We start from the raw sequence: 26,799 nt of genomic DNA, 5'->3' as shown, positions 1-26,799 counted from the left end.
CGGTGGTCAAAAAGCGACCTTACTTATGGCCTTAACACCATTATCGTTACGTCCTTATGACAAAACGATCATTCACACGCCTTGGCGCATTGGTTAGAACTCAACTCAGGTTACGGCCGCACAGGCCCTGACAAAATGCTCGCCACGCCGGCAGCGAGCACACCAACGGCAGAACACTCTGCCCCGGCCTCTGGAAGGCCGACGCTAAATAAACAGTCAACAAGTGAGGGCAATACCCTATGAGAAGACTTAAGCGTGATCCGTTGGAAAAAGCGTTCCTTCGCGGATATCAATACGGTGTTAACGGAAAATCCCGCGAGCTTTGCCCTTTTACTCTACCGTCGGTACGCCAAGCCTGGATTAACGGCTGGCGTGAAGGACGCGGCGACAACTGGGACGGTATGACAGGCACTGCGGGCATCCACAGACTCAACGAACTTCACGCCGTCGGCTAACTCCGGGCAAAATCCGACATCACCTCGAAGCTGTACTGACTCAACCTTGCCGCCCTTTCCAGGCGGCGGGCTACGGCCCAAGGGCTCCTTAGGGGAGCCCTTTTTATTGCCTGCCAATCAGCGCGCCAAGGCCGATATGGCGTCAACCGACTCGCGAATCAAGGCCGGACCCTTGTAGATAAAGCCCGAATAAATCTGCACCAGGCTCGCACCCGCAGTGATTTTTTCAGCTGCGTGTTTGCCCTCGGTAATCCCGCCCGCAGCGATGATCGGCATACGACCTGCCAGCTCACCGGCCAGTACTGACACCGTGTGAGTACTTTTCTCACGAACCGGTGCTCCAGACAGTCCACCCGCCTCGTCGCCATGCTCCATACCTTCAACACCTGTACGACTCAGCGTGGTGTTGGTGGCAATCACTGCGTCCATACCCGTCTCAAGCAGCGCCTGAGCCACAAGCACGGTTTCTTCGTCTGTCATGTCAGGGGCGATCTTGATCGCCAGCGGTACGCGCTTGCCGTGGCGCTGAGTCAGCTCGTTCTGACGCAGCTGCAGGGCCTCGAGCAATTGCTTGAGCGAATCACCGAATTGCAGGCTGCGCAAACCCGGCGTGTTAGGCGAGCTGACGTTTACAGTCACGTAGCTGGCGTGCTCATACACCTTGTCCAGGCAAATCAGGTAATCATCGACCGCTCGCTCAACCGGCGTATCGAAGTTCTTGCCAATGTTGATACCCAGGATACCGCTGTACCTGGCTGCCTGAACCCGTGCAAGCAGGTGATCGACGCCAAGGTTGTTGAACCCCATGCGGTTGATGATCGCTTGCGCTTCAGGCAGTCGGAAAATACGGGGTTTGGGATTGCCCGGCTGAGGTCGCGGCGTCACGGTGCCGATCTCAACGAAGCCAAAACCCAGTTGTGCAAAGCCATCAATGGCCGCACCATTTTTGTCCAGACCTGCGGCCAGGCCGACCGGGTTAGGGAAGTCCAGCCCCATCACCGTCACTGGCAGCCTTGCCGGCGCCTTGCACAACAAACCGTTAAGCCCGAGACGGCCACCTGCGCCGATCAAGTCCAGGGACAGGTCGTGGGAGGTTTCAGGGGAGAGTTTGAAGAGCAACTGGCGGGCCAGGTTATACATGGGCTGATAGGACTCAAAGGGTTGCTTGAAGAGAGCGCGATTATAGCTGCGCGCTTCACTAAATCACAGGCAAAGAAAAACCCGGCCTGAGCCGGGTTTTTCTGAACAGCCTAGCTAAAAATTACTTAGCTTCTGCTTGAACGGTAGCTTCTACGCGACGGTTCAGGGCACGGCCTTCTTCAGTTGCGTTGCTTGCAACTGGGTTGGCTTCGCCGTGGCCAACTGCGTCTACGCGGTTGGCTGCAACACCTTGGTTAACCAGGGCTGCACGAACAGCGTCAGCACGACGCTGCGACAGTTTCTGGTTGTAGGCGTCTGGACCGATGCTGTCAGTGTAACCAGCAACAGTAGTGGTGGTCGCAGGGTACTGCTTCATGAAATCAGCAACGTTGTTGATGTCAGGCATGTACTGCGATTTAACAACCGACTTGTCGAAGTCGAATTTCACGTCAAGTTCAACGCGAACAACTTCAGCGATCGGAGCTTCTGGCTCTGGCTCAACTGGTGCTGGAGCTGGAACTGGAGCAGGAGCGACTTTACCGCCGTTACCGCCGAAGTTCACACCCAGACCAACGGTAGGAGCGTAGTCCCACTTGCCGTTGTCCAGTTTGTAGTCAGCTTCAACGCCAGCACGGGCGAACAGGTTGTCAGTGATGTACCACTTAACACCAGCGCCTGCAGTCAGGAAAGTCGACTTGTCGCGACCGCTGTGGCCGTCAGCTTCAACGTTGGTCATGCTCTTGTGAGCAACACCGCCGGAAACGTATGGACGCAGAGCGTCGCCTACGGTGCCGAAGTGGTACTGAGCGTTCAGACCAAAGTTGTCGCCTTTGATTTTCTGGTGGCCAGTGCCGTCATTCGAACGGGTGTGGTTGGTTTTGTCGTAGGTCAGGTTCAACGAAACGTCGTCGGTCAGGAAGTAACCGATCGATGCGCCTGGGTTGTAACCGTCTTCTACGTGCTTGACGCTGTCGTTGTACTGTTTTTTGTAGAACAGTTCACCCTCGACCGCGCCTTGGCCTTGTGCCAGGGCACCGAACGAAGTTGCGGCTACAAAGGAACCAATGGCAATGCCCAAGGTGTTTTTCAGTTTCATCCGTTAAATCCCCATCTGGTGATTGTAAAGCAGTCCCTCATACCGGGGGACAACTCGGCAGCAAGTCTATCAGACCTTGCCTACACGTAGAGCCATTTGCGCTGAACTAAGTTTCAGCAATGCCTGCAAATTTCTCACGCAATTTATCTAGAGCACGCTTGTAACGCATCTTTGTCGCACTCAAACCCATATGCATTATGTCCGCGATTTCCTGAAATTCCAGTTCTGCGACAAAACGCAGCACAAGAATCTCACGATCAATCGGATTTACATGCACCAGCCAGCGATCAAGTCCGCCCTTTTCCTCAGGTTTCGGCGCCTTTTCTTCGGACGCTTCCTCGAGGGGGTCAATACTTAATGCGTCCATCAAGCGACGCTTTCGCCGTTCCTTTCGATACTGTGTAATGCACTCGTTGTAGGTGATGCTATACAGCCATGTCTTGAATTTCGACTTGCCTTCAAAATTTTTCAAACCGTACAGCACTTTCAGCATGACTTCCTGACAGACATCATCAGCGTCCCTATCGTTCCCTAAATACCTTGAACAAACGTTGAACAAAGTACGCTGATAGCGCCGCATCAGCTCTTCATAGGCACGTGTCACGTGAAACAACTCATCATGCGAGCGCGCCACCAGCTCCTCATCAGAGAGCTCGCGGGGGTCATAGCGCATGGATAGCGATTGTGCTTTATTCAAAACGAGTTGTGCCAACAGTCAGGTCAATGTCCGCCGCAACCAGTCAATCTTGGCTTTTTTGCGGCGGCGTACATTAGCAGGGTTTGCCGTGTTAGCGGCTGGTTACGTGCTGCTCCAGCAAGATCCGGTTCGAGATGGAGACTAGCTCACCCTCATCGGTCAGCAACGTGGTTTTAACCGTGCCAATTTCTTCGATCTGCCCTTCAACCTCGCCAATCCGCACTTCCTGACCAACCTGATACAGCTCACGCACATAGATCCCGGCCAGTATTTGCCCGGCGATTTCCCGGCTGCCAAGCCCCATTGCCAGTGCAATAGCCAGACCAACGGTAATCAACACAATAACAATCACATGGTTTAGCAGGTCGGTCTTGACCTCCAGCTGGCTGATAGCCACGGAGATGCTGATGATGATGACCAGCCCCTGGGTCACCCTGCCCAGCCCGCCGGCATAATCGAAGCCCACGCTCTCGGCAGCGCCACGCACCAGGCCGTTGAGCACCTGGGCCAGCAACACGCCTGCCAGCAGAACCAGCAGCGCACCAAAGACCTTGGGCAGATACACCGTCAACAGATCCAGCGCGGATGACACACGATCCAGGCCCAGAGACTGCGCTGCAGAAACCAGGAATACCAGCAGCACAAACCAGTAGACGATTTTGCCAATCAGCGTCGAAATGGGCACCTGAATCCCGACCCGGGCCAGAATCTTGGTCAAGCCCGTACCGCCCATCAGGCGATCAAGGCCCAACTTGGCAAGCAGTTTGGACAGCAAGGCGTCGAGCAGTTTGGCAACCACGAAGCCGAGCAGTACTACCACCAACGCGCCGAAGAGGTTGGGAATAAAGTTGGCAATCTTGGTCCACAAGGCAGTCATTGCCGCGACCAGGCTTTGGGTCCAGACATTCAATTCCATGTTCAATCAGCCTTATCAACAGGGCGAGCAGCAGATTTGCGTCGCGAAACGGGCGCAATATGAGCCGAACCGCTATTCAAAGCAATCATCAGTGCTTGCATCCAGCGGCCCAGCAGGCTGAAAAGGTCTCCCGCACCGACCTGTCGGTTGGCGGTTTTCAGCACGCGACCCAGGCACGCATCGTCATCCCGGTTGGACGGCTCGGCCTTGAGCATTTCACGTAAGGACTGTTCAAACGGATCGTGCATAAGCACCTCTCGGTAAGTCAGTAAATGACGAAGGGACATTTGCCGGGGTCACATTCACCCGGTCACAGCCACTGCAAACGACGGTAAAACCACCATTGCCCCGCCCCGATAACCAGCATCACGCCGCAGGTTATGGCAAAGCCATAAGAGTCATCGGAGAACGGTACGCCCCCCACATTGATGCCCAGCAAACCGGTAATAAAGGTGATCGGCAGAAAGATCCCCGTCAGCACGCCAAAGCGATACATGATGCGGCTCATACGCACGTTCAAACGCCGGTCTTCAGACTCGAGCACCAGCCCCACGCGCTCGCGGGTCAGTTCGAGCTCCTCCAGATAGCGGGTCAGGCTGTTGTTCAGTTCGTTCCAGTAGTCGGCATCATCGGCACTGAACCAGGGTAATTTGATACGCGTAAGCTGACCGAAAATATCCCGCTGAGGTGCCAGGAATCGACGCAAGGCGGCTGCCCTTCGACGAACCTGCAAGAGGCTGTTGTGATCAGGTGTGTACCGTTCGTCGGCATCTATTTTATCTTCTTCGTCATCGACGATTTCTGACAGTTCGCCGATCAAGTCCTGCACCTTCAATGTCAGGTGCTGGGCCAGGTACAGGATCAATTCAGAGGGATTTTTCGGGCCTTCACCCTGGGAAAACTCACTGAGCAACTCATCGGTGGCCCGCAATGGTCGCATGCGCAATGAGATCAAGCGCTGCGCACTGCCGAAAATACGCAGTGAAACCATGTCTTCAGGCTCTGCGCCGGGGTTCAGGTTGACCCCGCGCATAAACAGCAGCAGCTCATTGTTGGGGGCAGGCACCAGGCGCGGACGGGTATTTTCTTCAAGCAGCAGATCACAGTTGAAATCACTCAAGCCACTGGAATCACGCAGCCAGCTCTGGGTTTGCGGATGACTGCGATCCCAATGCAGCCAGAGGCTTTCGTGGGCCTGCAACTGAAGGTCGTTCAGCTCGGTGCGCGCAATCGAACGTGCGCCGCCTTCACCATCCAGCACCAGCGCATGCACCAGCCCCCATTGAGCGTTTTCTTCCTCGAACATCCGTGATCCTTAGTGGTAATGCGTTTAGCCCGGCATTTTCAGAGCGGTTGGCGAAATGATAACGCCATTATTGTCGGCATAAATGAATTCACCGGGGCGGAACGTGACACCCGCAAACGTCACGGGCACGTTGACATCGCCCACACCGCGACGGTTGCTCTTGAGCGGATGACTGGCCAAAGCCTGCACGCCGAGATCGGTTTGCGCGAGCACATCGACGTCGCGAATGCAGCCGTAAATAACAATACCTTCCCAGCCATTTTTTGCCGCCCTGTCTGCAATCATGTCGCCCAGCAAGGCATGACGCAGGGAACCGCCCCCATCGACCACCAGCACTTTGCCTTCACCGCTGAGTTCAGCCTGTTCCTTGACCCGGGAGTTGTCCTCGAAGCACTTGATGGTCACGATCTCGCCGCCAAAGGAGTCGCGCCCGCCGAAATTGCTGAACATGGGCTCAAGTACCTGCACCAGCTCAGGGTAGGCATCGCACAGATCGGGGGTGATGTAGTGATTCACGGGAAAGCTCCTGTTCAGGGTGGGCACAACAGTGAAAACAACGATAGCACTATGGGTTATAGACGCTTTGGACAAGCCCGGCTTTAAAAGTCGTCCAAGCCTCGAGCGGCAACCAATATCACATAAAAGAACACGTTATGACCACCTTGCGATATCGGGTCACACGCCATCCGCAGCAGCTGCCGTATGAACGAGGCAGCTGCAGAAACACTGCAACTGTGGGAGCGAGCCTGCTCGCGAAGATCGTTCGCGAGCAGGCTCGCTCCCACAATAGAGGGCTTGACCTGCAACAGAGTATCTACAACGATTTCGTCGTGCCTTTTAGTAGCCAATCACGCACCAATGGCCACACTTCCTGCTGCGCAGCCTGGCTGACCAGCATTTCAACGTGACTGTAATCAGAGCTGAAGCCATGCTCACGGCCAAGGGACACGAACTTGCGCTGTTCTGAGCCCAACTGGTCGAACAGCTTGCGACACGCCCACTCCGGCGTTTGCCGATCACCCACCGCTGCCACCACCAGTGCCGGGGCCTGAACCTCGGCCAAACCGGCCCACCAGTCGCGCTCGGCGTCCTTGAAACGCCCCATAAAACCATTCCAGCGCAGGGTTTCCAGGGCGATGCTGACCGGCTCGTCTTCCGGGCCACGCTTGAGTCGCGTCCCCGACAGTTGCTTGAAGCGCTTCAACAACAGATAGGCACCCCACTCAATCGGAGGAATTTTCAGTGACCAGTAACGGCGATTGATCTGGCAGCCAAAAAACGCCGCCGACGCCACATCCGGTTCACTCAGATACTTGCCCCCCAAGGCCGCGGCCAAACTGATGGCACCCTGAGAATGGCCGAGCCAGTGCGGAACTTGCCCGCTTTGCTCGCGAACAAATGCCGCTATGGCTGGCAAGTCGTAGCGGGCATAGTCCGCCACGCGATTTTTAGCCCAGCTAATATTTCGTGACGAAAGACCATGGCCACGCATTTCGGGCAGCCACACATCAAACCCGGCACGCGCCAAAAACGCCCCTAGCCCTGCCCCCTTGGGCGAGTACCAAAAGCGCCGATTGGAAAAACTGCCATGCAACAGGATGACCGGCACGCCGCGTACCTGGCTGTCGTCGGCCATCCCCAGGCGGGTCACCACCAGCTCAACGGAAATATCCGGGCTGTTGGCCGGTTTCAAGCGATAAACGTCTTCGCTCAGATCGCCCCGACGCTCAGCGCTGATCAGGGCAACGGGAAAAAGGAGACTGCTGCTTTGCATAATGCTCTTGCACAAAAAAGGGCGATTTCACACAGGAACTCGCCCTACCATTGCCTATAAAGAGCAGGGCAGCCCTTTGGCTGCCCTGCTCCACGCTCAACGACTCAAGCCTGCGCCTGACCCTCTGCAAGGAAGAACCAGGTTTCCAGAACGGTGTCCGGGTTCAGGGAAACACTTTCGATACCCTGCTCCATCAGCCATAGCGCCAGATCCGGGTGATCGGACGGGCCCTGGCCGCAAATACCGATGTACTTGCCAGCCTTGTTGCACGCCTGAATGGCGTTGGACAGCAGCTTTTTAACCGCCGGGTTGCGCTCATCAAACAGGTGCGCAATGACACCGGAGTCGCGGTCCAGACCCAGGGTCAGCTGAGTCAGGTCGTTGGAACCGATGGAGAAACCGTCGAAGAACTCCAGGAACTCTTCAGCCAGGATCGCGTTGGAAGGCAGTTCGCACATCATGATCACGCGCAGACCGTTTTCACCACGCTTGAGGCCGTTTTCCGCCAGCAGATCTATCACCTGGCTCGCTTCACCCAGGGTACGGACGAACGGCACCATGATTTCAACGTTGGTAAAGCCCATTTCGTTACGCACACGCTTGAGCGCACGGCATTCAAGCTCGAAGCAGTCGCGGAAGTTTTCACTGATGTAACGCGAAGCACCGCGGAAGCCCAGCATCGGGTTCTCTTCCTCAGGCTCGTACAGCTTGCCGCCGATCAGGTTGGCGTATTCGTTGGACTTGAAGTCCGACAGGCGCACGATGACTTTTTTCGGTGCAAAAGCGGCGGCCAGGGTGCTGATGCCTTCAACCAGTTTTTCGACGTAGAAGCCCACCGGATCGTTGTAGCCGGCGATGCGTTTGTCGACGCTGTCCTTGATTTCCTGTGGCAGGCCATCGTAGTTCAGCAGGGCTTTGGGGTGTACACCGATCATGCGGTTGATAATGAACTCCAGACGGGCCAGGCCCACACCGGCGTTCGGCAATTGCGCGAAGTCAAAGGCACGGTCCGGGTTGCCGACGTTCATCATGATCTTGAACGGCAGGTCCGGCATGGCGTCCACGGAGTTCTTCTTGATATCGAAGCCCAGTTCGCCTTCAAAGATAAACCCGGTATCGCCTTCAGCGCACGAAACGGTAACGCCCTGGCCGTCTTTCAACAGCTGGGTGGCGTTGCCGCAACCCACCACGGCCGGGATACCCAGCTCGCGAGCGATGATCGCCGCATGACAGGTACGACCGCCGCGGTTGGTGACGATGGCGCTGGCGCGCTTCATCACGGGTTCCCAGTCCGGGTCGGTCATGTCGGAGACCAGTACGTCGCCCGGCTGGACTTTATCCATTTCCGACACGTCCTTGATGATGCGGACCTTGCCTGCACCGATACGCTGGCCAATGGCGCGGCCTTCAGCCAGTACCGTACCGGTTTCCTTGAGCAGGTAGCGCTCCATGACATTGCCGGCGCTGCGGCTTTTCACGGTTTCCGGGCGCGCCTGTACGATGTACAGCTTGCCGTCATCGCCGTCTTTGGCCCACTCGATGTCCATCGGGCACTTATAGTGCTTCTCGATGATCATGGCTTGCTTGGCCAGTTCGCTGACTTCAGCATCGGTCAGGCAGAAACGCGCGCGATCGGCCTTTTCAACGTCGATCACCTTGACCGACTTGCCGGCCTTGGCTTCGTCGCCGTAGATCATCTTGATGGCTTTGCTGCCCAGGTTGCGGCGCAAAATAGCCGGGCGACCCGCTTCCAGGGTTTGTTTGTGAACGTAGAATTCGTCCGGGTTTACCGCACCTTGCACGACGGTCTCACCCAGGCCGTAGGCGCCGGTGATAAACACTACATCACGGAAGCCTGATTCAGTGTCCAGGGTAAACATCACGCCCGCGGTGCCGGTTTCGGAGCGCACCATGCGCTGTACGCCTGCAGACAGGGCGACCAGTTTGTGGTCAAAGCCCTGGTGCACGCGGTAAGAAATAGCGCGGTCGTTGAACAGGGAGGCAAATACTTCCTTGGCCGCACGAATGACGTTTTCAACGCCACGGATATTCAGGAAGGTTTCTTGCTGACCGGCAAAGGACGCGTCCGGCAAGTCTTCGGCGGTGGCCGAGGAGCGCACGGCAACGGCCATGTCAGGGTTGCCCTGGGACAAAGCGGCAAAGGCGGTACGAATTTCGGCGTTAAGCTTCTCCGGGAACTCGGCTTCCATGATCCATTGACGGATCTGGGCACCGGTTTTGGCCAGGGCATTGACGTCATCTACATCGAGCGCATCCAGCGCAGCGTGGATCTGGTCGTTCAAACCACTCAGTTCGAGAAAATCACGATATGCCTGAGAAGTCGTGGCGAAGCCACCGGGAACTGAAACACCAGCGCCTGCAAGATTACTGATCATCTCGCCGAGGGATGCGTTCTTGCCCCCCACATGCTCCACGTCATGGGCGCCGAGCTTATCGAGGGAAACTACGTACTCTACCAAGGTGATCTCTCCACTAACGGTGTTGGGAAAAGCTCAGGGCGCTGGACCCTCATCATGAGGCATCACAGCGATTGTGGCCTGGACCTGGAAAATAAGTGACACTGCCTGTCATGTAGCGCGACAAAAGCGCGCCTATCATATCCAAGAATCGTCACCAGCTTAAGGCCCAAGGCGCAAATGAAACGATCTGCTTTCTTTATATCCGATGGCACCGGTATTACTGCCGAAACCCTGGGCCAGAGTTTGCTGGCACAATTCGAAAATGTGACCTTCAGCAAGTTCACGCGCCCCTACATAGACAGCGTGGAAAAAGCGCGGGCAATGGTACAACAAATCGATAACGCCGCCGAAAAAGACGGATTCAGCCCGATAATTTTCGACACTATCGTCAATCAGGACATTCGCGAAATCCTCGCCACGTCCAATGGTTTCATGATCGACATCTTCTCCAGCTTCCTTGCTCCACTGGAGCAGGCGCTGGGTGAACATTCCTCGTATTCGGTGGGTAAGTCCCACTCCATTGGCCACAACTCCAACTATATGGAGCGCATCGAGGCGGTGAACTTTGCCCTCGACAATGATGACGGCGCCCGCACACACAAGTACGACAAGGCCGACCTGATCCTGGTTGGCGTGTCCCGTTGCGGCAAAACCCCGACCTGCCTTTATATGGCGATGCAATTCGGCATCCGCGCTGCCAACTACCCGCTGACCGATGACGACATGGAAAGCCTCAAGCTGCCGGCTGCCCTGCGTGAACACAAACACAAGCTCTTCGGCCTGACCATCGACCCGGACCGCCTGACGGCCATCCGCAACGAACGCAAGCCCAACAGCCGCTACTCAAGCTTTGCCCAGTGCGAATTTGAAGTGCGCGAAGTTGAACGCCTGTTTCAGCGCGAAAACATTCCGCATATCAACTCCACGCATTTCTCGGTGGAAGAAATATCGGCCAAGATCCTGGTCGAAAAAGGCGTGGAGCGGCGGTTCAAATAACAGCCCTGAACACATGAAACCTGTGGGAGCGAGCCTGCTCGCGAAGCCGGTAAAGCCCTTTCGCGAGCAGGCTCGCTCCCACTTCTGGCTCAAATCACCAACAGGTCCACAAACCGGTTAACCGGCGTGGCCTCCAGCGCCTGCTGATCCTTGCACAGGGTAAAAATCTGCGCACACCGCTGGCTCACAAAACGGGTGGCCAGGTTGGCCCTGAACTTGTCCTCCAGCAATGGAATCCCCTCATCACGACGCCGACGATGGCCAATGGGGTATTCCACTTCCACCTGCCCGGTGCTGGTGCCATCGCTGAAAAAAACCTCGATGGCATTGGCAATTGAGCGTTTGTCTGCCTCCAGGTACTCGCGTGTGTAGCGCGGATTTTCGACCACTACCATTTTTTCCCGCAATTGGTCGATGATCGGGTGGGCCGCGTGAAAATCATCTTCGTAGTGTTCTGCTATCAGATTGCCAAACGCCAGCGGTACCGCGGTCATGTATTGAATACAGTGATCACGGTCCGCCGCGTTGGCCAATTTGCCTTGCTTGGAAATGATCCGAATCGCCGATTCGTGGGTTGTAATCACGATTTTCTCGATATCGTGCAAGCGGTCCTTGACCTGGGGATGCAAGGTCACTGCTGCTTCGCACGCAGTCTGCGCATGGAATTCGGCCGGGAAGCTGATCTTGAACAGCACGTTTTCCATTACATAGGTGCCATAGGGCTGGCTCAGGCTGAACTGGCGCTGGTCCTCGGGCTTGAGCGCCAGATCCTTGTTGGTATGGCTGAACAGCACATCGTAGAAGCCCCATTGCGGCGCAGTCAGCACCCCGGGGATGCCCATTTCACCGCGTAACGCAATGTCAGCCAGACGCACCCCGCGACTCGACGCATCCCCGGCAGCCCAGGATTTACGCGATCCGGCGTTCGGCGCATGACGATAGGTGCGCAACGCCTGCCCATCCACAAAAGCATGGGACAGCGCCGACAGCAACTGCTCGCGAGTGGCGCCCATCAGTTTGGCGCACACCGCCGTCGAGGCGACCTTGACCAGCAGAACATGGTCCAGGCCAACACGATTGAAAGAGTTTTCCAGGGCAATCACGCCCTGAATCTCATGGGCCATGATCATTGCTTCGAGCACCGCCCGCATCGTCATCGGCGCTTCGCCATTGGCTACACGTTTTTGCGACAGATGATCGGCTACCGCCAGAATACCGCCCAGATTATCCGAAGGATGGCCCCACTCCGCCGCCAGCCAGGTGTCATTGTAGTCCAGCCAGCGCACGATACAGCCGATGTCCCATGCCGCCTTGATCGGGTCCAGGCGAAACGAAGTACCTGGGACCCTCGCGCCAAAAGGCACAACCGTGCCCTCGACGAAAGGCCCCAAGTGCTTGGTGCACTCCGGAAAACGCAGCGCCAGCAGGCCGCAGCCCAAGGTATCCATCAGGCAGTTGCGGGCAGTATCGAGGGCTTCGGGGGAGGTGATGGTGTAGGTCAGGACATAATCGGCAATGTCCTGCAAAACCTTGTCGTAATCGGGGCGGTTGTTGAGGTCGACGTTGGCGCTCATGGGGCAGTCTCCAAAGAGTGGGTAAGGGTCGTGTCCATCCTCAGGTTCATCGTGATTTTGCGGGTCTAAATGCCCGTTTGATGTATCAGAATCAAAAGCCCCTAGCCCCTGGCCCTCTCCCCGAGGGAGAGGGTCAGGGTGAGGGCAAAGGGTTCACCCGATCAAAAAGAATCACCCGGCACCCGCACCCAGCCTTCCATCAGTACCCGCGCACTGCGGCTCATGATGGCTTTGGTCACGGTCCATTCGCCGTCAACCTGCCGGGCTTCGGCACCCACGCGCAAGGTGCCCGAGGGATGGCCAAAGCGCACGGCATCGCGCTGTTCACCACCGGCCGCCAGGTTGACCAGCGTGCCCGGGATCGCCGCAGCCGTACCGATGGCCACCGCAGCGGTGCCCATCATGGCGTGGTGCAACTTGCCCATCGACAAGGCCCGCACCAGCAAATCCACACTCTGAGCACTGACCGGCTTGCCGCTGGATGACACGTAGTCCGCAGGCCCGGCAACAAAGGCGACCTTGGGCGTGTGCTGACGCTTGGCCGCGTCTTCAAGCTTGTCTATCAGGCCCATGCGCAACGCACCGTGAGCACGGATAGTTTCGAACATGGCCAGGGCTTTAGGGTCGCTGTTGATGTCGCTCTGCAGCTCTGCACCGCTGTAACCGATATCCCGCGCATTGACGAAAATCGTCGGAATCCCGGCATTGATCATGGTCACGTTCAAGGTGCCGACACCCGGTACTTCGAGGTCGTCCACCAGGTTACCGGTTGGAAACATCGAACCGCCTGCCCCCTCTTCATCCGCTGCCGGGCTGATAAATTCCAACTGCACTTCTGCGGCCGGGAAGGTCACGCCGTCGAGTTCAAAATCGCCGGTTTCCTGTACCGCACCGTCGGTGATCGGCACATGGGCAATGATGGTCTTGCCAATATTGGCCTGCCAGATACGTACCACCGCCGTACCATTGCGGGGGATACGAGCGGTATCCACCAGGCCGCTGCTGACCGCGAACGACCCGACCGCCGCAGACAGGTTGCCGCAGTTGCCGCTCCAGTCCACAAAGGGCTTGTCGATCGCGACCTGACCGAACAGGTAATCGACATCATGATCCGCACGCAGGCTTTTGCTGACGATCACGGTTTTGCTGGTGCTGGAAGTGGCCGCGCCCATGCCGTCGATCTGTTTTTCGTAAGGGTCTGGGCTACCGATCACGCGCAACAACAAGGCATCACGGGCGGCACCCGGTACCTGAGCCACGGCGGGAAGGTCCAGCAGACTGAAGAACACGCCTTTACTGGTGCCGCCACGCATATAGGTCGCGGGAATTCTGATTTGCGCTGCGTAGGCCATATCACTGAGTCCTGTAGTTGCCGGGGCTCGTGGCCCCGGCGCTGGGGTTAGGCTGTCGCCGATTCCAGGAAGTCCTGGGCAAAACGCTGCAACACGCCGCCTGCTTCGTAGATCGAGACTTCTTCCGCAGTATCCAGGCGGCAGGTCACCGGCACTTCCAAGCGCTCACCATTTTTGCGGGTGATCACCAGGGTCAGCGTGGCACGCGGGGTGCGTTCGCCGATCACGTCGTAGGTTTCACTGCCGTCGATTTGCAGGGTTTTGCGGTTGGTGCCCGGCAAAAATTCCAGTGGCAACACGCCCATGCCCACCAGGTTGGTACGGTGAATACGCTCAAAGCCCTCGGCCGCAATGGCCTCGACCCCTGCCAGGCGCACCCCTTTGGCCGCCCAGTCACGGGACGAACCCTGACCGTAATCGGCGCCCGCGATAATGATCAACGGCTGCTTGCGTTCCATGTAGGTTTCGATGGCTTCCCACATGCGCATCACCTGCCCTTCGGGCTCAAGGCGAGTCAGGGAGCCCTGTTTGACCTTGCCGTCCTCGATCACCATTTCGTTGAACAGTTTCGGGTTGGCGAAGGTCGCGCGCTGGGCCGTCAGGTGGTCGCCGCGGTGCGTTGCGTATGAGTTGAAGTCGACTTCCGGCAAGCCCATTTTCGCCAGATATTCGCCTGCGGCGCTGTCGAGCATGATGGCGTTGGAGGGCGACAAGTGGTCTGTGGTGATGTTGTCCGGCAGTACCGCCAGCGGGCGCATGCCCTTGAGCGGACGAGCCCCGGCCAACGCACCTTCCCAGTACGGCGGACGGCGGATGTACGTGCTCTGCGGGCGCCAGTCATACAGCGGCTCGACTTTCGGGCCGGTGTCTTCATGAATGGCGAACATCGGGATATACACCTGGCGGAACTGCTCCGGCTTCACGGCGGCCTTGACCACGGCGTCGATTTCTTCATCGCTCGGCCAGATGTCTTTCAGGCGGATTTCCTTGCCATTGGCGTCCAGGCCCAATACATCTTTCTCGATATCGAAGCGGATAGTGCCGGCAATCGCGTAGGCCACCACCAGCGGCGGCGAGGCGAGAAACGCCTGTTTGGCGTAAGGGTGAATACGCCCGTCAAAGTTGCGGTTGCCCGACAGTACAGCCGTGGCGTACAGGTCGCGGTCGATGATTTCCTGCTGGATGGCCGGGTCCAGGGCACCGGACATACCGTTGCAGGTGGTGCAGGCAAATGCCACCACGCCAAACCCCAGTTTTTCCAGTTCATGGGTCAAACCGGCTTCGTCCAGATACAGGGCCACGGTTTTGGAGCCCGGTGCCAGCGAGGTTTTGACCCACGGTTTGCGGCTCAGGCCAAGCTGGTTGGCATTGCGCGCCATCAAGCCCGCAGCGATCACGTTGCGCGGGTTGCTGGTATTGGTGCAGCTGGTGATCGCCGCGATGATGACCGCGCCGTCGGGCATTTGCCCCGGCACTTCGTCCCATTGACCGGCGATGCCTTTGGCCGCCAGGTCAGTGGTGGCCACGCGCGCGTGGGGGTTGCTCGGTCCGGCCATGTTGCGCACTACCGACGACAGGTCAAAGCTCAGGCTGCGCTCGTACTGCGCACCCTTCAGGCTGTCGGCCCACAGGCCGCTGACCCTGGCGTAGTTCTCCACCAGTTGCACTTGCTGATCTTCACGACCAGTCAGCTTGAGGTAGTCGATGGTTTGCTGGTCGATGTAAAACATCGCAGCCGTGGCGCCGTATTCCGGAGCCATGTTGGAAATGGTGGCACGGTCGCCCAGGGTCAGCGCTGCGGCACCTTCACCGAAGAACTCCAGCCAGGCACCGACCACTTTCTGCTTGCGCAGGAACTCGGTGAGCGCCAGCACCATATCGGTGGCAGTAATGCCCGGTTGCAGCTTGCCGGTCAGTTCGACGCCGACGATTTCCGGCAGGCGCATCCACGAGGCACGGCCAAGCATCACGCTTTCGGCCTCAAGGCCACCGACACCAATGGCGATCACGCCCAGCGAATCCACGTGAGGGGTGTGGCTGTCAGTGCCTACGCAGGTATCCGGGAAGGCCACACCGTCGCGCACCTGGATCACCGGAGACATTTTCTCCAGGTTGATCTGGTGCATGATGCCGTTGCCCGGCGGGATCACATCAACGTTTTTAAAGGCTTTTTTGGTCCACTCGATAAAGTGGAAGCGGTCTTCGTTGCGACGGTCCTCGATGGCGCGGTTCTTTTCAAATGCCTCGGGGTCGTAGCCGCCGCATTCCACCGCCAGCGAGTGGTCGACGATCAGTTGGGTCGGCACTACCGGATTGACCTGGGCCGGGTCACCACCCTGCTGGGCGATGGCGTCACGCAGGCCGGCGAGGTCGACCAGCGCGGTCTGGCCGAGAATGTCGTGGCACACCACACGCGCCGGGAACCACGGAAAGTCGAGATCGCGCTTGCGATCGATCAACTGGCTCAGCGATGCATTCAGGGTGGCAGGATCACAGCGGCGTACCAGATTTTCGGCCAGTACGCGGGAGGTGTAAGGCAATGTGTCGTACGCACCGGGCTTGATCGCATCGACGGCCGCACGGGTGTCGAAATAATCCAGCCGGGTGCCCGGTAATGTTTTGCGAAATTCAGTATTCATTGGCGCAGGACTCGATCACGGTAGTTACAAAAGAGGGAACCGGCTCCCACCTTCAGCGGGAGCCAGTGGCCTCACTCAGCGACGTTCGATTGGCACGAACTTGCGCTGTTCTACGCCGATGTATTCGGCGCTCGGACGGATGATGCGGTTGTTGGCACGCTGCTCGAACACATGCGCCGCCCAGCCGGTCAGGCGTGAGCAGACAAAGATCGGGGTAAACAGCTTGGTCGGGATACCCATGAAGTGATACGCCGAGGCATGGTAGAAATCGGCGTTGGGGAACAGCTTCTTTTGTTCCCACATGGTTTTGTCGATCGCTTCGGAGACCGGGAACAACACGGTGTCGCCCACTTCGTCGGCAAGTTTTTTCGACCAGCCCTTGATCACTTCGTTACGCGGGTCGCTGTCTTTATAGATCGCATGGCCGAAGCCCATGATCTTGTCCTTGCGCGCCAGCATGCCGAGGGTGCCTTGCACCGCCTCTTCTGCTGAACCGAAACGTTCGATCATTTCCATCGCCGCCTCGTTGGCGCCGCCGTGCAGCGGGCCGCGCAGCGAGCCGATCGCTGCAGTGATGCATGAATACAGGTCGGACAAGGTCGAAGCACAAACACGGGCAGTAAAGGTCGAAGCGTTGAACTCGTGCTCGGCGTAAAGGATCAGTGACACGTTCATCACCTTGACGTGCAACTCGCTCGGTTTTTTGTCGTGCAGCAAGTGCAGGAAGTGGCCGCCGATCGACTCCTCGTCGGTTACGCAGTGAATGCGCTTGCCGTCATGGCTGAAGCGATACCAGTAGCACATGATCGCCGGGAAGGCAGCCAGCAGGCGGTCGGTCTTGTCTTGTTGCTCGGCGAAGTCTTTCTCCGGCTCGATATTGCCCAGGAACGAGCAACCGGTGCGCATCACGTCCATCGGGTGGGCGTCGGCGGGAATGCGCTCCAGCACTTCTTTCAATGCCTGGGGCAGATCGCGCAGCTTTTGCAGCTTGGCCGTGTAGGCAGCCAGTTGGGTCTTGGTCGGCAGTTCGCCATATAACAGCAGGTAAGCCACTTCTTCAAAGCGTGCTTCGGCCGCCAGTTCACGTACGTCATAACCACGATAAGTGAGGCCTGCGCCTTCCTGGCCTACGGTGGACAGGGCCGTTTGCCCGGCCACCTGGCCGCGTAGTCCGGCACCACTCAATACTTTTGCTTCGGCCATTGCGCTTCTCCAATCTTGAATTTGTTAGGGATTCGGCAACTACTGGGTTCAATACATACCTGTGTGGGAGCGAGCCTGCTCGCGATTCAGGCAACACGGTTTGCCTGAATCACTGCGGTGACCCTATCGCGAGCAAGCCCGCGCCCACAGAGTCACAGTGTTCTGTTACTTCTTCGCGGCAAACAACGCATCGAGTTTCTGCTCGAACTCGTGGTAGTTGATGGCATCGTAAAGTTCCATGCGGGTTTGCATGGTGTCGATCACGTTTTGCTGGGTGCCGTCGCGGCGGATCGCGGTGTAGACGTTTTCGGCCGCCTTGTTCATGGCCCGGAATGCCGACAGCGGATACAGCACCAGCGATACGTCAGCACCGGCCAGTTGCTCGGTGGTGTACAGCGGCGTGGCACCGAATTCGGTGATATTGGCCAGGATCGGGGCTTTGACCCGGTTGGCAAACAGTTTGTACATCTCAAGCTCGGTAATGGCTTCCGGGAACACCATGTCAGCACCCGCTTCAACACAGGCCGCGGCACGTTCCAGGGCTGACTCAAGCCCTTCCACCGCCAGCGCATCGGTTCGCGCCATGATCACGAAGCTGTCATCGGTACGCGCATCGACGGCGGCCTTGATACGGTCGACCATTTCCTGCAGCGAAACGATTTCCTTGTTCGGGCGATGACCGCAACGCTTGGCGCCTACCTGGTCTTCAATGTGAATCGCCGCAGCGCCGAACTTGATCATCGACTTGACCGTGCGGGACACGTTGAAAAACGAAGAGCCGAAGCCGGTATCCACGTCCACCAGCAATGGCAGATCACATACATCGGTAATGCGTCGTACATCAGTCAGTACATCGTCCAGACCCGTAATACCCAGATCAGGTACGCCCAGCGACCCGGCTGCGACGCCTCCACCCGATAGATAGATGGCCTTGAAACCCGCACGCTTGGCCAGCAGCGCATGATTGGCGTTGATCGCACCCACCACTTGCAAAGGATGTTCGCTTGCAACTGCATCACGGAAACGCTGGCCTGGACTGTTCTTATTGCTCATGACTCACCTCGTGGAGTGGCTGTCTGCTGGGCACCGTCTTGGTAATGACGGGCAATATTGCGTTTAGATGCGCCGATATGTCGGCGCATCAACAATTCGGCCAGTTCGCCGTCGCGATCGGCAATGGCATCGAGAATCCGGTGATGCTCGGCAAACGCCTGATGTGGACGGTTGGGCGTGGCGGAAAACTGGATGCGGTACATGCGCACCAACTGGTACAACTCGCCACAGAGCATTTGCGTCAGGGTGCGATTGCCACTGCCCTGAATAATTTTGTAATGAAAATCGAAGTCGCCTTCTTGCTGGTAGTAACCGACGCCCGCCTGAAACGCCTCATCGCGCTCATGGGTTTCGAGCACCTGGCGTAGCTCGGCGATGTCTTCGTCACTCATGCGTTCGGCGGCCAGGCGGCAGGCCATGCCTTCCAGGGACTCGCGAATTTCGTAGAGTTCGATCAGCTCGGCATGGCTCAGCGACACGACCCGCGCCCCGACATGGGGGACGCGCACCAACAAACGCTGGCCTTCAAGGCGATGGATGGCTTCGCGCAATGGCCCGCGGCTGATGCCGTAGGTGCGCGCCAGTTCGGGTTCGGAGATCTTGCTTCCCGGGGCGATTTCGCCTTTGACAATAGCCGCCTGAATGCGCCGAAAAACGTTCTCGGAAAGGGTTTCCGAGTCGTCCTGGGCGATCGTGGCAGGCTCCAGTGCTTGCAGCATATTGTCGACACCTTGAAAATCATTAGTGCTGAAATTAGCCATTTCAGCCCTGATAGTCAAAGAATAAATCGACATTGTCGACAATCCAAGAATACGACCTTGGTTGTATCGACAGGGTTGATCGCCGCTTGCAAGCGCCTCGGCGCTGGCGCCATAAAACCATCATGTTAGAATGCCGACCGCATCCGCCCTGCCCTCATCCATAGGGCAGCCGCACGAGGAAACTTGCGCTCCTGCCAGTCGCCTTGAACTGAAGATTGCAAGAGACGTGCTTCGATTTATGAAATTGCTTCCCCTCTATATCCTCGCCTTCCTGCTGTGCATACCCGGCCTGAGCCTGGCTGGCGAAAAAACCGTGTACGGCCTCAACGAATACGCTGAACTGGCAGGTATCGACCTGCAGGTGGCGGCCAAACTCGACACCGGCGCCAAGACCGCCTCGCTCAGCGCCCGAGATATCAAGCGCTTCAAGCGTGATGGCGAGAGCTGGGTACGCTTTTACCTGGCCATCGATGATGCCCACTCGCACCCCATCGAACGCCCGCTGGCCCGTGTCAGCAAGATCAAGCGACGCTCGGGTGATTACGATCCTGAGTCCGACAAGAACTACACCTCGCGCCCGGTTATTTCCCTGGAAATCTGCATGGGCAAGGCTTTACGCACCATCGAAGTGAACTTGACCGATAGAAGTGCGTTCCAATACCCGCTGTTGATTGGCTCCGAAGCGCTCAAACGCTTTGATGCGCTGGTCGACCCAAGCCTTAAATACGCTGCTGGCAAACCTGCCTGCGTCGCCAACGCTCAAACCGCAGAGTAATTGAAATGCGCGCTCTTACCCTTCACCTGAAAATCTTGATCACCATCCTTGTGGTGCTGGGCATTTCGATTACGGCCTATCAGATTTTCGTCCTCGGCATTCCTGTGACCGAAGACGCCACGGACGACTTGTGGAATATCGACGCCAAGGTCGAGTTCGTCGCCAGCTCCAAAGACCCGGTCAAGATCCAGATGTTCGTGCCGCCGCTTAACCGCGACTACGTCAGCCTCAACGAGAGCTTTATCTCCAACAACTACGGGGTGAGCGTCAACCGGGTTGACGGCAACCGCAAGGTCACCTGGTCGGCACGCCGGGTCAGTGGCAAGCAAACCCTGTACTACCGCCTGGTGTTGACCAAGCGCTACTCGGGCGACAAGACCAAGGTCAAAGGCCCGGTGTTCCGCGACAGCATCGCCGTGGAAGGCCCGGAAAAAATCGCCGCCGAAGCCTTGCTTGCACCTATCCGCCAGCACTCGGCCGATGTCGAAACCTTTATCAGCGAAACCATCAAGCGCGTCAGCAATGCCAATGATGACAACGTGAAACTGCTGCTGGCGGGTGATCCTTCGACTGCGCACAAGGCACAAATCATCGAGCTGCTGCTGTCGATTGCCCACGTTCCAATGGAAAAAGTCCACACCATCCGCCTGGTAGCCGATCAGCCGCAAACCCCGGAACTGTGGCTGCGCAGCTTTAACGGCAACGACTGGCTGTACTTCAACCCGGAAACCGGCGAACAGGGCCTGCCATCCGACCGCCTGCTGTGGTGGATCGGCGACGAACCGATGGTAACCGTCGATGGCGGCAAAAAAGCCAACGTTACTTTCAGCCTGAACAACAGCGAAATGAACGCCATTCGCCTGGCCAAGCTGACCGACGAAAACACCGACGCCAACTTCCTCGAATACTCACTGTACGGCTTGCCGCTGCAGACCCAGCAAACCTTCATGATCATGGTCATGATCCCGATCGGGGTACTGGTGATCCTGATTCTGCGCAACCTGATCGGCCTGCAAACCCTGGGCACATTCACCCCGGTACTGATTGCCCTGGCCTTCCGCGAGACCCAACTGGGCTTCGGCATCATCCTCTTTACGGTGATCACCGCACTTGGGCTGACGCTACGTTCCTACCTTGAACACTTGAAGCTGCAGATGCTGCCACGCCTGTCTGTAGTACTGACCTTTGTCGTTATCCTGATCGCGGCCATCAGCCTGTTCAGCCACAAGCTGGGTCTGGAGCGCGGGCTTTCAGTCGCCTTGTTCCCGATGGTGATTCTGACGATGACCATCGAGCGCCTGTCGATCACCTGGGAAGAGCGCGGTGGCGGGCATGCCATGAAGGTCGCGATCGGCACCCTGTTCGCAGCCACCCTGGCGTATCTGGTCATGAGCGTGCCGGAACTGGTGTACTTCGTGTTCACCTTCCCGGCGATCCTGCTGATCATGGTGGGCTTCATGCTGGCAATGGGTCGCTATCGTGGCTACCGCCTGACCGAACTGGTGCGTTTCAAAGCATTCTTGAAGGCTGACTCCTGATGTTCGGCTTCTGGAAGACCTGGAAGGCCCTGGAAGCCCGGGGCATCATGGGCATTAATCGGCGCAATGCGGACTACGTACTCAAGTACAACAAACGCAGCCTGTATCCGATTGTGGATGACAAGATCATCACCAAGGAACGTGCAATCAAAGCGGGCATTCACGTACCTGAGATGTACGGCGTGATTTCCACCGAGAAAGAAATCGAAAAGCTGGATGACATCATCGGTGACCGCAACGACTTCGTGATCAAGCCCGCACAAGGCGCGGGCGGTGACGGCATTCTGGTGATCGCGGACCGCTTCGAAGACCGCTTCCGTACCGTCTCGGGCAAGATCATCAGCCATGAAGAGATCGAACATCAGATTTCCAGCATCCTCACCGGCCTGTACTCCCTGGGTGGTCACCGGGACCGGGCATTGATCGAATACCGGGTAACCCCGGACCAGATCTTCAAAAGCATCAGCTACGAAGGCGTGCCGGATATCCGCATCATCGTGCTGATGGGTTACCCGGTAATGGCCATGCTGCGCCTGCCTACCCGGCAATCGGGCGGCAAGGCCAACCTGCACCAGGGCGCCATCGGTGTTGGCGTCGACCTGGCCACCGGCCTGACCCTGCGTGGCACCTGGCTGAACAACATCATCAGCAAGCACCCCGACACCACCAACGCGGTGGACGGCGTGCAACTGCCCAACTGGGACGGTTTCATGAAGCTGGCGGCCGGTTGCTACGAGTTGTGCGGCCTGGGCTACATCGGCGTGGACATGGTTCTCGATCAGGATAAAGGCCCGCTGATTCTGGAACTCAACGCCCGTCCGGGGCTGAATATCCAGATTGCCAACGATTGCGGCCTGACCCTGCGCACCCACGCAGTCGAGGCCCACCTCGAAGAACTGGCCGCCAAAGGCATCAAGGAAACACCGGAAGAGCGCGTGCGCTTTGCCCAGGAACTGTTCGGCCATATTCACCCGCCCGAATAAGCGTTTTCACACCTTTGGGAGCGGGCTTGCTCGCGATGCTATCAACGCGTTTTACCTGCTAAACCGCGTCACTTCTATCGCGAGCAAGCCCGCTCCCACAGTTCTCGCAGTTCCCACAAGCCGCATAGATTTGCAACCCTGCACAGGACTACAATCAGCCCCCCGCTCCGATGGCTGATTTGCTGCGCATGTTGACCTGCTCCGTACACCCGCTGCCTTACCTCGCCAACCCTGCCGACTATTTTTCGGCCATTCGCAATGCACCCGGCGCCGTGCTGCTCGACAGTGGCCGCCCCACTGCAGACCGTGGTCGCTTTGACCTGATGAGCGCATGGCCTGAGGCAGAACTGACCCTGCAGCCAGACGAGTCGGGACGAGACTTTCTGCAACGCCTGCGTGAAGGCCTCAAGCAACTGGGCGCTGCCAGCCTCCCGGACGAATACGAGCTGCCGTTTGCTGGCGGTCTGATCGGTTACCTGAGTTACGACTTTGGCCGACAACTCGAACAGCTGCCCGCCAACGCCCGGGATGACCTGCACCTGCCCGAAGCGCAATTGGGCCTGTATGCCTGGGCGCTGATCAGTGACCATTATGCAGCCACCAGCCAGCTTGTATTTCACCCAAACCTCGAAACAGCAGAGCGCCAGCGCCTGATCCAGTTGTTCAGCCAGCCTGCCCCGTCGCACAACAAGCCATTCAATCTCAAGCAACCGATGCAACCGGATATCAGCGCCAGCCAGTACCAGCAGGCTCTGAAACAGATCCATCGGTATATCCAGGCGGGCGACTGCTATCAGGTCAATTACACCCAGCGCTTCAGCGGCCAGTGCGAGGGCGATGCCTGGAGTGCCTATGGCGCATTGCGCGCGGCCTGCCCCACACCTTTTTCCGGCTTTATGAGCCTGGCGGGCGACAACGCGATCCTGAGCCTCTCTCCTGAGCGCTTTGTACGGATAAGTCAGAATCAAGTGGAAACCCGACCGATCAAAGGCACCCGCCCAAGGGGCAAAGACAGCCGCGAAGATGCAGCCAACGCCGCCGAACTGCTGGCCAGCCCCAAGGATCGCGCAGAAAACCTGATGATCGTCGATTTGCTGCGCAACGACCTGGGGCGCACCTGCCGCACCGGTTCGGTGAGCGTGCCGCAGTTGTTTACACTCGAAAGCTATCCCAACGTCCATCACCTGGTGAGCAGCGTGATCGGCGAACTGGCCGATGGCAAAGACGCCCTGGACCTGATTGGCGACAGCTTCCCGGGCGGCTCGATTACCGGCGCCCCGAAAATCCGCGCCATGCAGATCATCGACGAGCTGGAACCCACCCGACGCAGCATTTACTGCGGCTCTCTGCTGTACCTCGACGTGCGTGGCGAAATGGACAGCTCCATCGCCATCCGCAGCCTGCTGGTCAAGGACGGGCGCATCAGTTGCTGGGGCGGCGGCGGCATTGTGGCCGACTCCGACTGGCAGGATGAATACCAGGAATCCATCACCAAAGTGAAGGTACTGCTCGATACGCTGCAAACCCTGTAGCCCGCGCTTTTTGATAAGATCACGAGACTAGAGAGCGCCCAGCGCCATTCACTGCAGGAAGCCGCCTGATGAGCCATCCGTTTGACGTCGCCGAACTCGCCGCGACATACGCCAGCAAGTCCCCGCAAGATATTCTCAAACTCGCCTTTGAACATTTTGGCGACGAACTCTGGATCTCCTTCAGCGGCGCCGAAGACGTGGTGCTGGTAGACATGGCCTGGAAGCTCAACAAGAACGTCAAGGTGTTCAGCCTCGACACCGGCCGCCTGCACCCCGAGACCTACCGGTTTATCGAACAGGTACGTGAACATTACAAGATCCAGATCGAGCTGATCTCGCCGGATCAAAGCAAGCTCGAACCCTTCGTCAAAGAGAAAGGCCTGTTCAGCTTCTATAAAGACGGCCATGGCGAATGCTGCGGCATACGCAAGATCGAGCCGCTGCGACGCAAGCTGTCGACGGTCAAGGCCTGGGCCACCGGCCAGCGCCGCGACCAGAGCCCCGGCACCCGCAGCCAGGTTGCCGCCCTGGAAATTGACGGCGCGTTCTCCACACCCGAGCGCACGCTGTACAAGTTCAACCCGTTGGCACAAATGACCAGCGAGGAAGTCTGGGGCTATATCCGCATGCTGGAGCTGCCTTACAACAGCCTGCATGAACGCGGCTTTATCAGCATCGGCTGCGAGCCCTGCACCCGTCCGGTACTGCCCAACCAGCACGAGCGCGAAGGCCGCTGGTGGTGGGAAGAAGCCACGCAAAAAGAATGCGGGCTGCATGCCGGCAATTTGATCGCGAAGAACTAAAACACCCGCCTCCACACTCTGTGGGAGCGGGCTTGCTCGCGATGGATACAACGCGGTGTACCTGCCACACCGAGGCGATCCCATCGCGAGCAAGCCCGCTCCCACAGTTGCAAGTGACCGTTACATTTCATCGCCCGCCTTGCGTTTACCCCGGACTTTCGTTGAGAATTGGTAATTATTCTCAATAACATTTAGGCAGCGTCCTATGTCTTCGGGTGAACCGTCCTACCAGAGCGCTATTACCGAACTGTACTGCGAGCATCACGGCTGGCTGTTTGGCTGGCTACGCAGAAAGCTCGGTTGCGCGCAAAATGCCGCCGATCTGGCCCAGGACACCTTCGCCCGAATTCTCAATGCCCGCGAGTCGGTAGCCACCCTGCGCGAGCCCCGGGCCTTTTTGAGCACCACGGCACGCCGCCTGATCATCGATCAGGTGCGCCGCAAACAGATAGAAAACGCCTACTTGCAAGAACTTGCGCTGACCGCCGAGGCACTCGAAGGCTATCAATCACCCGAGCAAATTCTTACCACCCTGGAAGCCCTGGAGCAGATCGCCTTTATTCTTGAAGGCATGCAGGACAAAGCCCGCCAGGCCTTTGTGCTGTATTACCTGGACGGCCTGACCCAGTGCCAAATCGCCCGGCAACTGGGCCTGTCTGACCGCACCGTGCGCAAGTACCTTATCCAGGCCCTGCTGCATTGCAGCCACAGCCTGAACACCTGAGCCCGCATGCCCGAACAGCCCGATTCAATAGACGAACAAGCCGCCGAATGGATCCTTCGCCTGCACGAAGAAGGCTTCAGCGAGGGCTTGCGCCTGGAATTCGAGCGCTGGAAACAGCAAAGCCCGCAACACGCCGCCGCAGCCCGGCGCATGCAAGATGTCATCAACCGCCTACAGGCGTTGCGCCAGCAGTCGACGCCAGCCAAGGCAGCGCTCAATGCCGCATTTGCCGGGCGCAAGGCAGTCACCCGACGCAAACATGCCTTGCGCGCCCTGCTGATTGCCGGCTGCCTGGCCCTGCCGGCCACCCTGCTGGTGCAAAACCATTATCCCGAGCAATGGCTGGCCGATATCAGCACCGGCCCCAATGACTGGAAAACACAGCGCCTGGCCGACAACTCGAGCATTACCCTCAGCGGCACCAGCGCGCTCAATGTACATTTTGACGGCCAGGCGCGGCGCATTGAACTACTGCAAGGTGAAGTACTGGTCGACGTCGCCCATGACAGCGCCCGGCCATTTTTCGTGGAAACAGCCCAAGGCAGCATGCGCGCCCTGGGCACCCGCTTTGTAGTCAAGCGCCAGGGTGACACCACCGTATTGAGCATGTTGCAGTCTCGCGTCGCCGCGCAAAGCGCGAACGAGCAGCAAACCCTGGAGGTGAGTGCAGGCTCCCGGGCGCTGATTCGCCAGGGCTCGGTCGAACTGGCTGGCAGCATCTCCCCGGCCAGCATCGATCGGGCTTGGGAGCGCCATCAACTGGTGGTTGAAGATCAGCCGCTGCCTCAGGTGCTTGATGAAATTTCCCGCCATCGACGCGGGCACCTGCAGTTTGATCGCAACACCCTGGCCGGCCTGCGCGTCTCGGCTGTACTGCCTCTGGACGATACCGACCGGGCGTTGCAACTGATCGCCGACACCTTGCCCCTGCAGATCAAAACCTACACACCCTGGCTGGTTGTGATCAGCCAGTTGCACCCCCCTGAAAAATAATAATTCCCA

General features: G+C 58.0%; 24 protein-coding genes. 9 read left to right on the top strand and 15 right to left on the bottom strand.

The annotated features are described in order from the left end of the window. Window positions 1-239: 239 nt before the first annotated feature. Window positions 240-455 carry a ribosome modulation factor gene (gene rmf, locus V6L81_RS09665; protein ID WP_095003125.1) on the top strand — a complete coding sequence of 72 codons (216 nt, stop codon included), beginning with the start codon at window positions 240-242 and terminating at the stop codon, window positions 453-455. A 117-nt stretch (window positions 456-572) separates the two neighbouring features. On the opposite strand, the gene V6L81_RS09660 is transcribed toward rmf, so the two are convergent. The 9 genes from V6L81_RS09660 to ppsA form a co-directional block, all read right to left on the bottom strand. After that, on the bottom strand, window positions 573-1,595 hold the full coding sequence (locus V6L81_RS09660; protein WP_095003124.1) for a quinone-dependent dihydroorotate dehydrogenase: 1,023 nt from the start codon (window positions 1,593-1,595) through the stop codon (window positions 573-575). Window positions 1,596-1,716: 121 nt separating this feature from the next. Then, entirely contained in the window at window positions 1,717-2,691 is a 975-nt protein-coding gene (locus V6L81_RS09655) for an OmpA family protein (RefSeq protein WP_095003123.1), read from the bottom strand. A 106-nt stretch (window positions 2,692-2,797) separates the two neighbouring features. Then, complete coding sequence (gene sigX, locus V6L81_RS09650) at window positions 2,798-3,388, bottom strand: RNA polymerase sigma factor SigX (protein ID WP_029611289.1); 591 nt, start codon at window positions 3,386-3,388, stop codon at window positions 2,798-2,800. Between the two features lie 91 nt (window positions 3,389-3,479). Continuing rightward, the gene (locus tag V6L81_RS09645; RefSeq protein ID WP_095003122.1) at window positions 3,480-4,304 is read right to left on the bottom strand and encodes a mechanosensitive ion channel family protein; all 825 of its coding nucleotides are present in this window, start codon (window positions 4,302-4,304) and stop codon (window positions 3,480-3,482) included. Window positions 4,305-4,306: 2 nt separating this feature from the next. Then, window positions 4,307-4,552, bottom strand: coding sequence for a CrfX protein (locus V6L81_RS09640; protein ID WP_095003121.1), 246 nt, complete (start codon window positions 4,550-4,552; stop codon window positions 4,307-4,309). Window positions 4,553-4,614: 62 nt separating this feature from the next. Beyond that, window positions 4,615-5,610: a CorA family divalent cation transporter gene (locus tag V6L81_RS09635; RefSeq protein ID WP_095021009.1), complete on the bottom strand. Its 996-nt coding sequence runs from the start codon at window positions 5,608-5,610 to the stop codon at window positions 4,615-4,617. Between the two features lie 24 nt (window positions 5,611-5,634). Continuing rightward, window positions 5,635-6,126, bottom strand: a complete 492-nt coding sequence (gene rraA, locus V6L81_RS09630) for a ribonuclease E activity regulator RraA (RefSeq protein ID WP_095019625.1) — start codon at window positions 6,124-6,126, stop codon at window positions 5,635-5,637. Between the two features lie 298 nt (window positions 6,127-6,424). Then, window positions 6,425-7,384, bottom strand: a complete 960-nt coding sequence (locus V6L81_RS09625; RefSeq protein ID WP_095003118.1) for an alpha/beta fold hydrolase — start codon at window positions 7,382-7,384, stop codon at window positions 6,425-6,427. 104 nt (window positions 7,385-7,488) lie between these two features. After that, window positions 7,489-9,864: a phosphoenolpyruvate synthase gene (ppsA, locus tag V6L81_RS09620; protein WP_095003117.1), complete on the bottom strand. Its 2,376-nt coding sequence runs from the start codon at window positions 9,862-9,864 to the stop codon at window positions 7,489-7,491. Between the two features lie 177 nt (window positions 9,865-10,041). On the opposite strand from ppsA, the gene V6L81_RS09615 reads away from it, so the two are divergent. Further along, entirely contained in the window at window positions 10,042-10,860 is an 819-nt protein-coding gene (locus V6L81_RS09615) for a pyruvate, water dikinase regulatory protein (RefSeq protein ID WP_016779906.1), read from the top strand. A gap of 89 nt (window positions 10,861-10,949) precedes the next feature. On the opposite strand, the gene prpD is transcribed toward V6L81_RS09615, so the two are convergent. From prpD to V6L81_RS09585, 6 genes are all read right to left on the bottom strand, one after another. Continuing rightward, window positions 10,950-12,434, bottom strand: coding sequence for a 2-methylcitrate dehydratase (gene prpD, locus V6L81_RS09610; protein WP_337859284.1), 1,485 nt, complete (start codon window positions 12,432-12,434; stop codon window positions 10,950-10,952). Between the two features lie 161 nt (window positions 12,435-12,595). Beyond that, window positions 12,596-13,786 carry a 2-methylaconitate cis-trans isomerase PrpF gene (prpF, locus tag V6L81_RS09605; RefSeq protein ID WP_095021006.1) on the bottom strand — a complete coding sequence of 397 codons (1,191 nt, stop codon included), beginning with the start codon at window positions 13,784-13,786 and terminating at the stop codon, window positions 12,596-12,598. Window positions 13,787-13,833: 47 nt separating this feature from the next. After that, a complete protein-coding gene (gene acnD / locus V6L81_RS09600) occupies window positions 13,834-16,425 on the bottom strand; it encodes a Fe/S-dependent 2-methylisocitrate dehydratase AcnD (protein WP_095003114.1) in 2,592 nt (863 codons plus the stop codon). Between the two features lie 75 nt (window positions 16,426-16,500). Beyond that, window positions 16,501-17,628, bottom strand: coding sequence for a 2-methylcitrate synthase (gene prpC, locus V6L81_RS09595; RefSeq protein WP_095003113.1), 1,128 nt, complete (start codon window positions 17,626-17,628; stop codon window positions 16,501-16,503). 165 nt (window positions 17,629-17,793) lie between these two features. Continuing rightward, window positions 17,794-18,681 carry a methylisocitrate lyase gene (gene prpB, locus V6L81_RS09590; RefSeq protein WP_019827683.1) on the bottom strand — a complete coding sequence of 296 codons (888 nt, stop codon included), beginning with the start codon at window positions 18,679-18,681 and terminating at the stop codon, window positions 17,794-17,796. Continuing rightward, a complete protein-coding gene (locus tag V6L81_RS09585) occupies window positions 18,678-19,400 on the bottom strand; it encodes a GntR family transcriptional regulator (RefSeq protein ID WP_095003169.1) in 723 nt (240 codons plus the stop codon). Before V6L81_RS09585 ends, prpB begins: the two co-directional genes overlap by 4 nt. Window positions 19,401-19,680: 280 nt before the next feature. Between V6L81_RS09585 and V6L81_RS09580 the strand changes: the two genes are divergently transcribed. The 7 genes from V6L81_RS09580 to V6L81_RS09550 all read left to right on the top strand — a co-directional run bounded on the left by V6L81_RS09580 (window position 19,681) and on the right by V6L81_RS09550 (window position 26,790). Further along, window positions 19,681-20,217 (top strand): ATP-dependent zinc protease, encoded by a 537-nt coding sequence (locus tag V6L81_RS09580; protein WP_095003112.1) that lies wholly within the window; start codon window positions 19,681-19,683, stop codon window positions 20,215-20,217. A 5-nt stretch (window positions 20,218-20,222) separates the two neighbouring features. Beyond that, a complete protein-coding gene (locus V6L81_RS09575) occupies window positions 20,223-21,755 on the top strand; it encodes an inactive transglutaminase family protein (RefSeq protein WP_095003111.1) in 1,533 nt (510 codons plus the stop codon). Further along, the gene (locus V6L81_RS09570) at window positions 21,755-22,738 is read left to right on the top strand and encodes an alpha-L-glutamate ligase-like protein (protein ID WP_095003110.1); all 984 of its coding nucleotides are present in this window, start codon (window positions 21,755-21,757) and stop codon (window positions 22,736-22,738) included. Before V6L81_RS09575 ends, V6L81_RS09570 begins: the two co-directional genes overlap by 1 nt. Before the next feature lie 188 nt (window positions 22,739-22,926). Further along, window positions 22,927-24,270 carry an aminodeoxychorismate synthase component I gene (pabB, locus tag V6L81_RS09565; RefSeq protein ID WP_095032475.1) on the top strand — a complete coding sequence of 448 codons (1,344 nt, stop codon included), beginning with the start codon at window positions 22,927-22,929 and terminating at the stop codon, window positions 24,268-24,270. A gap of 68 nt (window positions 24,271-24,338) precedes the next feature. Next, window positions 24,339-25,073, top strand: a complete 735-nt coding sequence (locus V6L81_RS09560; RefSeq protein ID WP_095003109.1) for a phosphoadenylyl-sulfate reductase — start codon at window positions 24,339-24,341, stop codon at window positions 25,071-25,073. A gap of 205 nt (window positions 25,074-25,278) precedes the next feature. Next, window positions 25,279-25,797 (top strand): sigma-70 family RNA polymerase sigma factor, encoded by a 519-nt coding sequence (locus V6L81_RS09555; RefSeq protein WP_095003108.1) that lies wholly within the window; start codon window positions 25,279-25,281, stop codon window positions 25,795-25,797. 6 nt (window positions 25,798-25,803) lie between these two features. Continuing rightward, on the top strand, window positions 25,804-26,790 hold the full coding sequence (locus V6L81_RS09550) for a FecR family protein (protein WP_338660636.1): 987 nt from the start codon (window positions 25,804-25,806) through the stop codon (window positions 26,788-26,790). Window positions 26,791-26,799 lie beyond the last annotated feature (9 nt).

This window comes from Pseudomonas bubulae, from assembly GCF_037023725.1.
In the GTDB taxonomy this organism is placed as follows: domain Bacteria; phylum Pseudomonadota; class Gammaproteobacteria; order Pseudomonadales; family Pseudomonadaceae; genus Aquipseudomonas; species Aquipseudomonas bubulae.
This window is presented reverse-complemented; position numbering and strand designations above follow the sequence as displayed.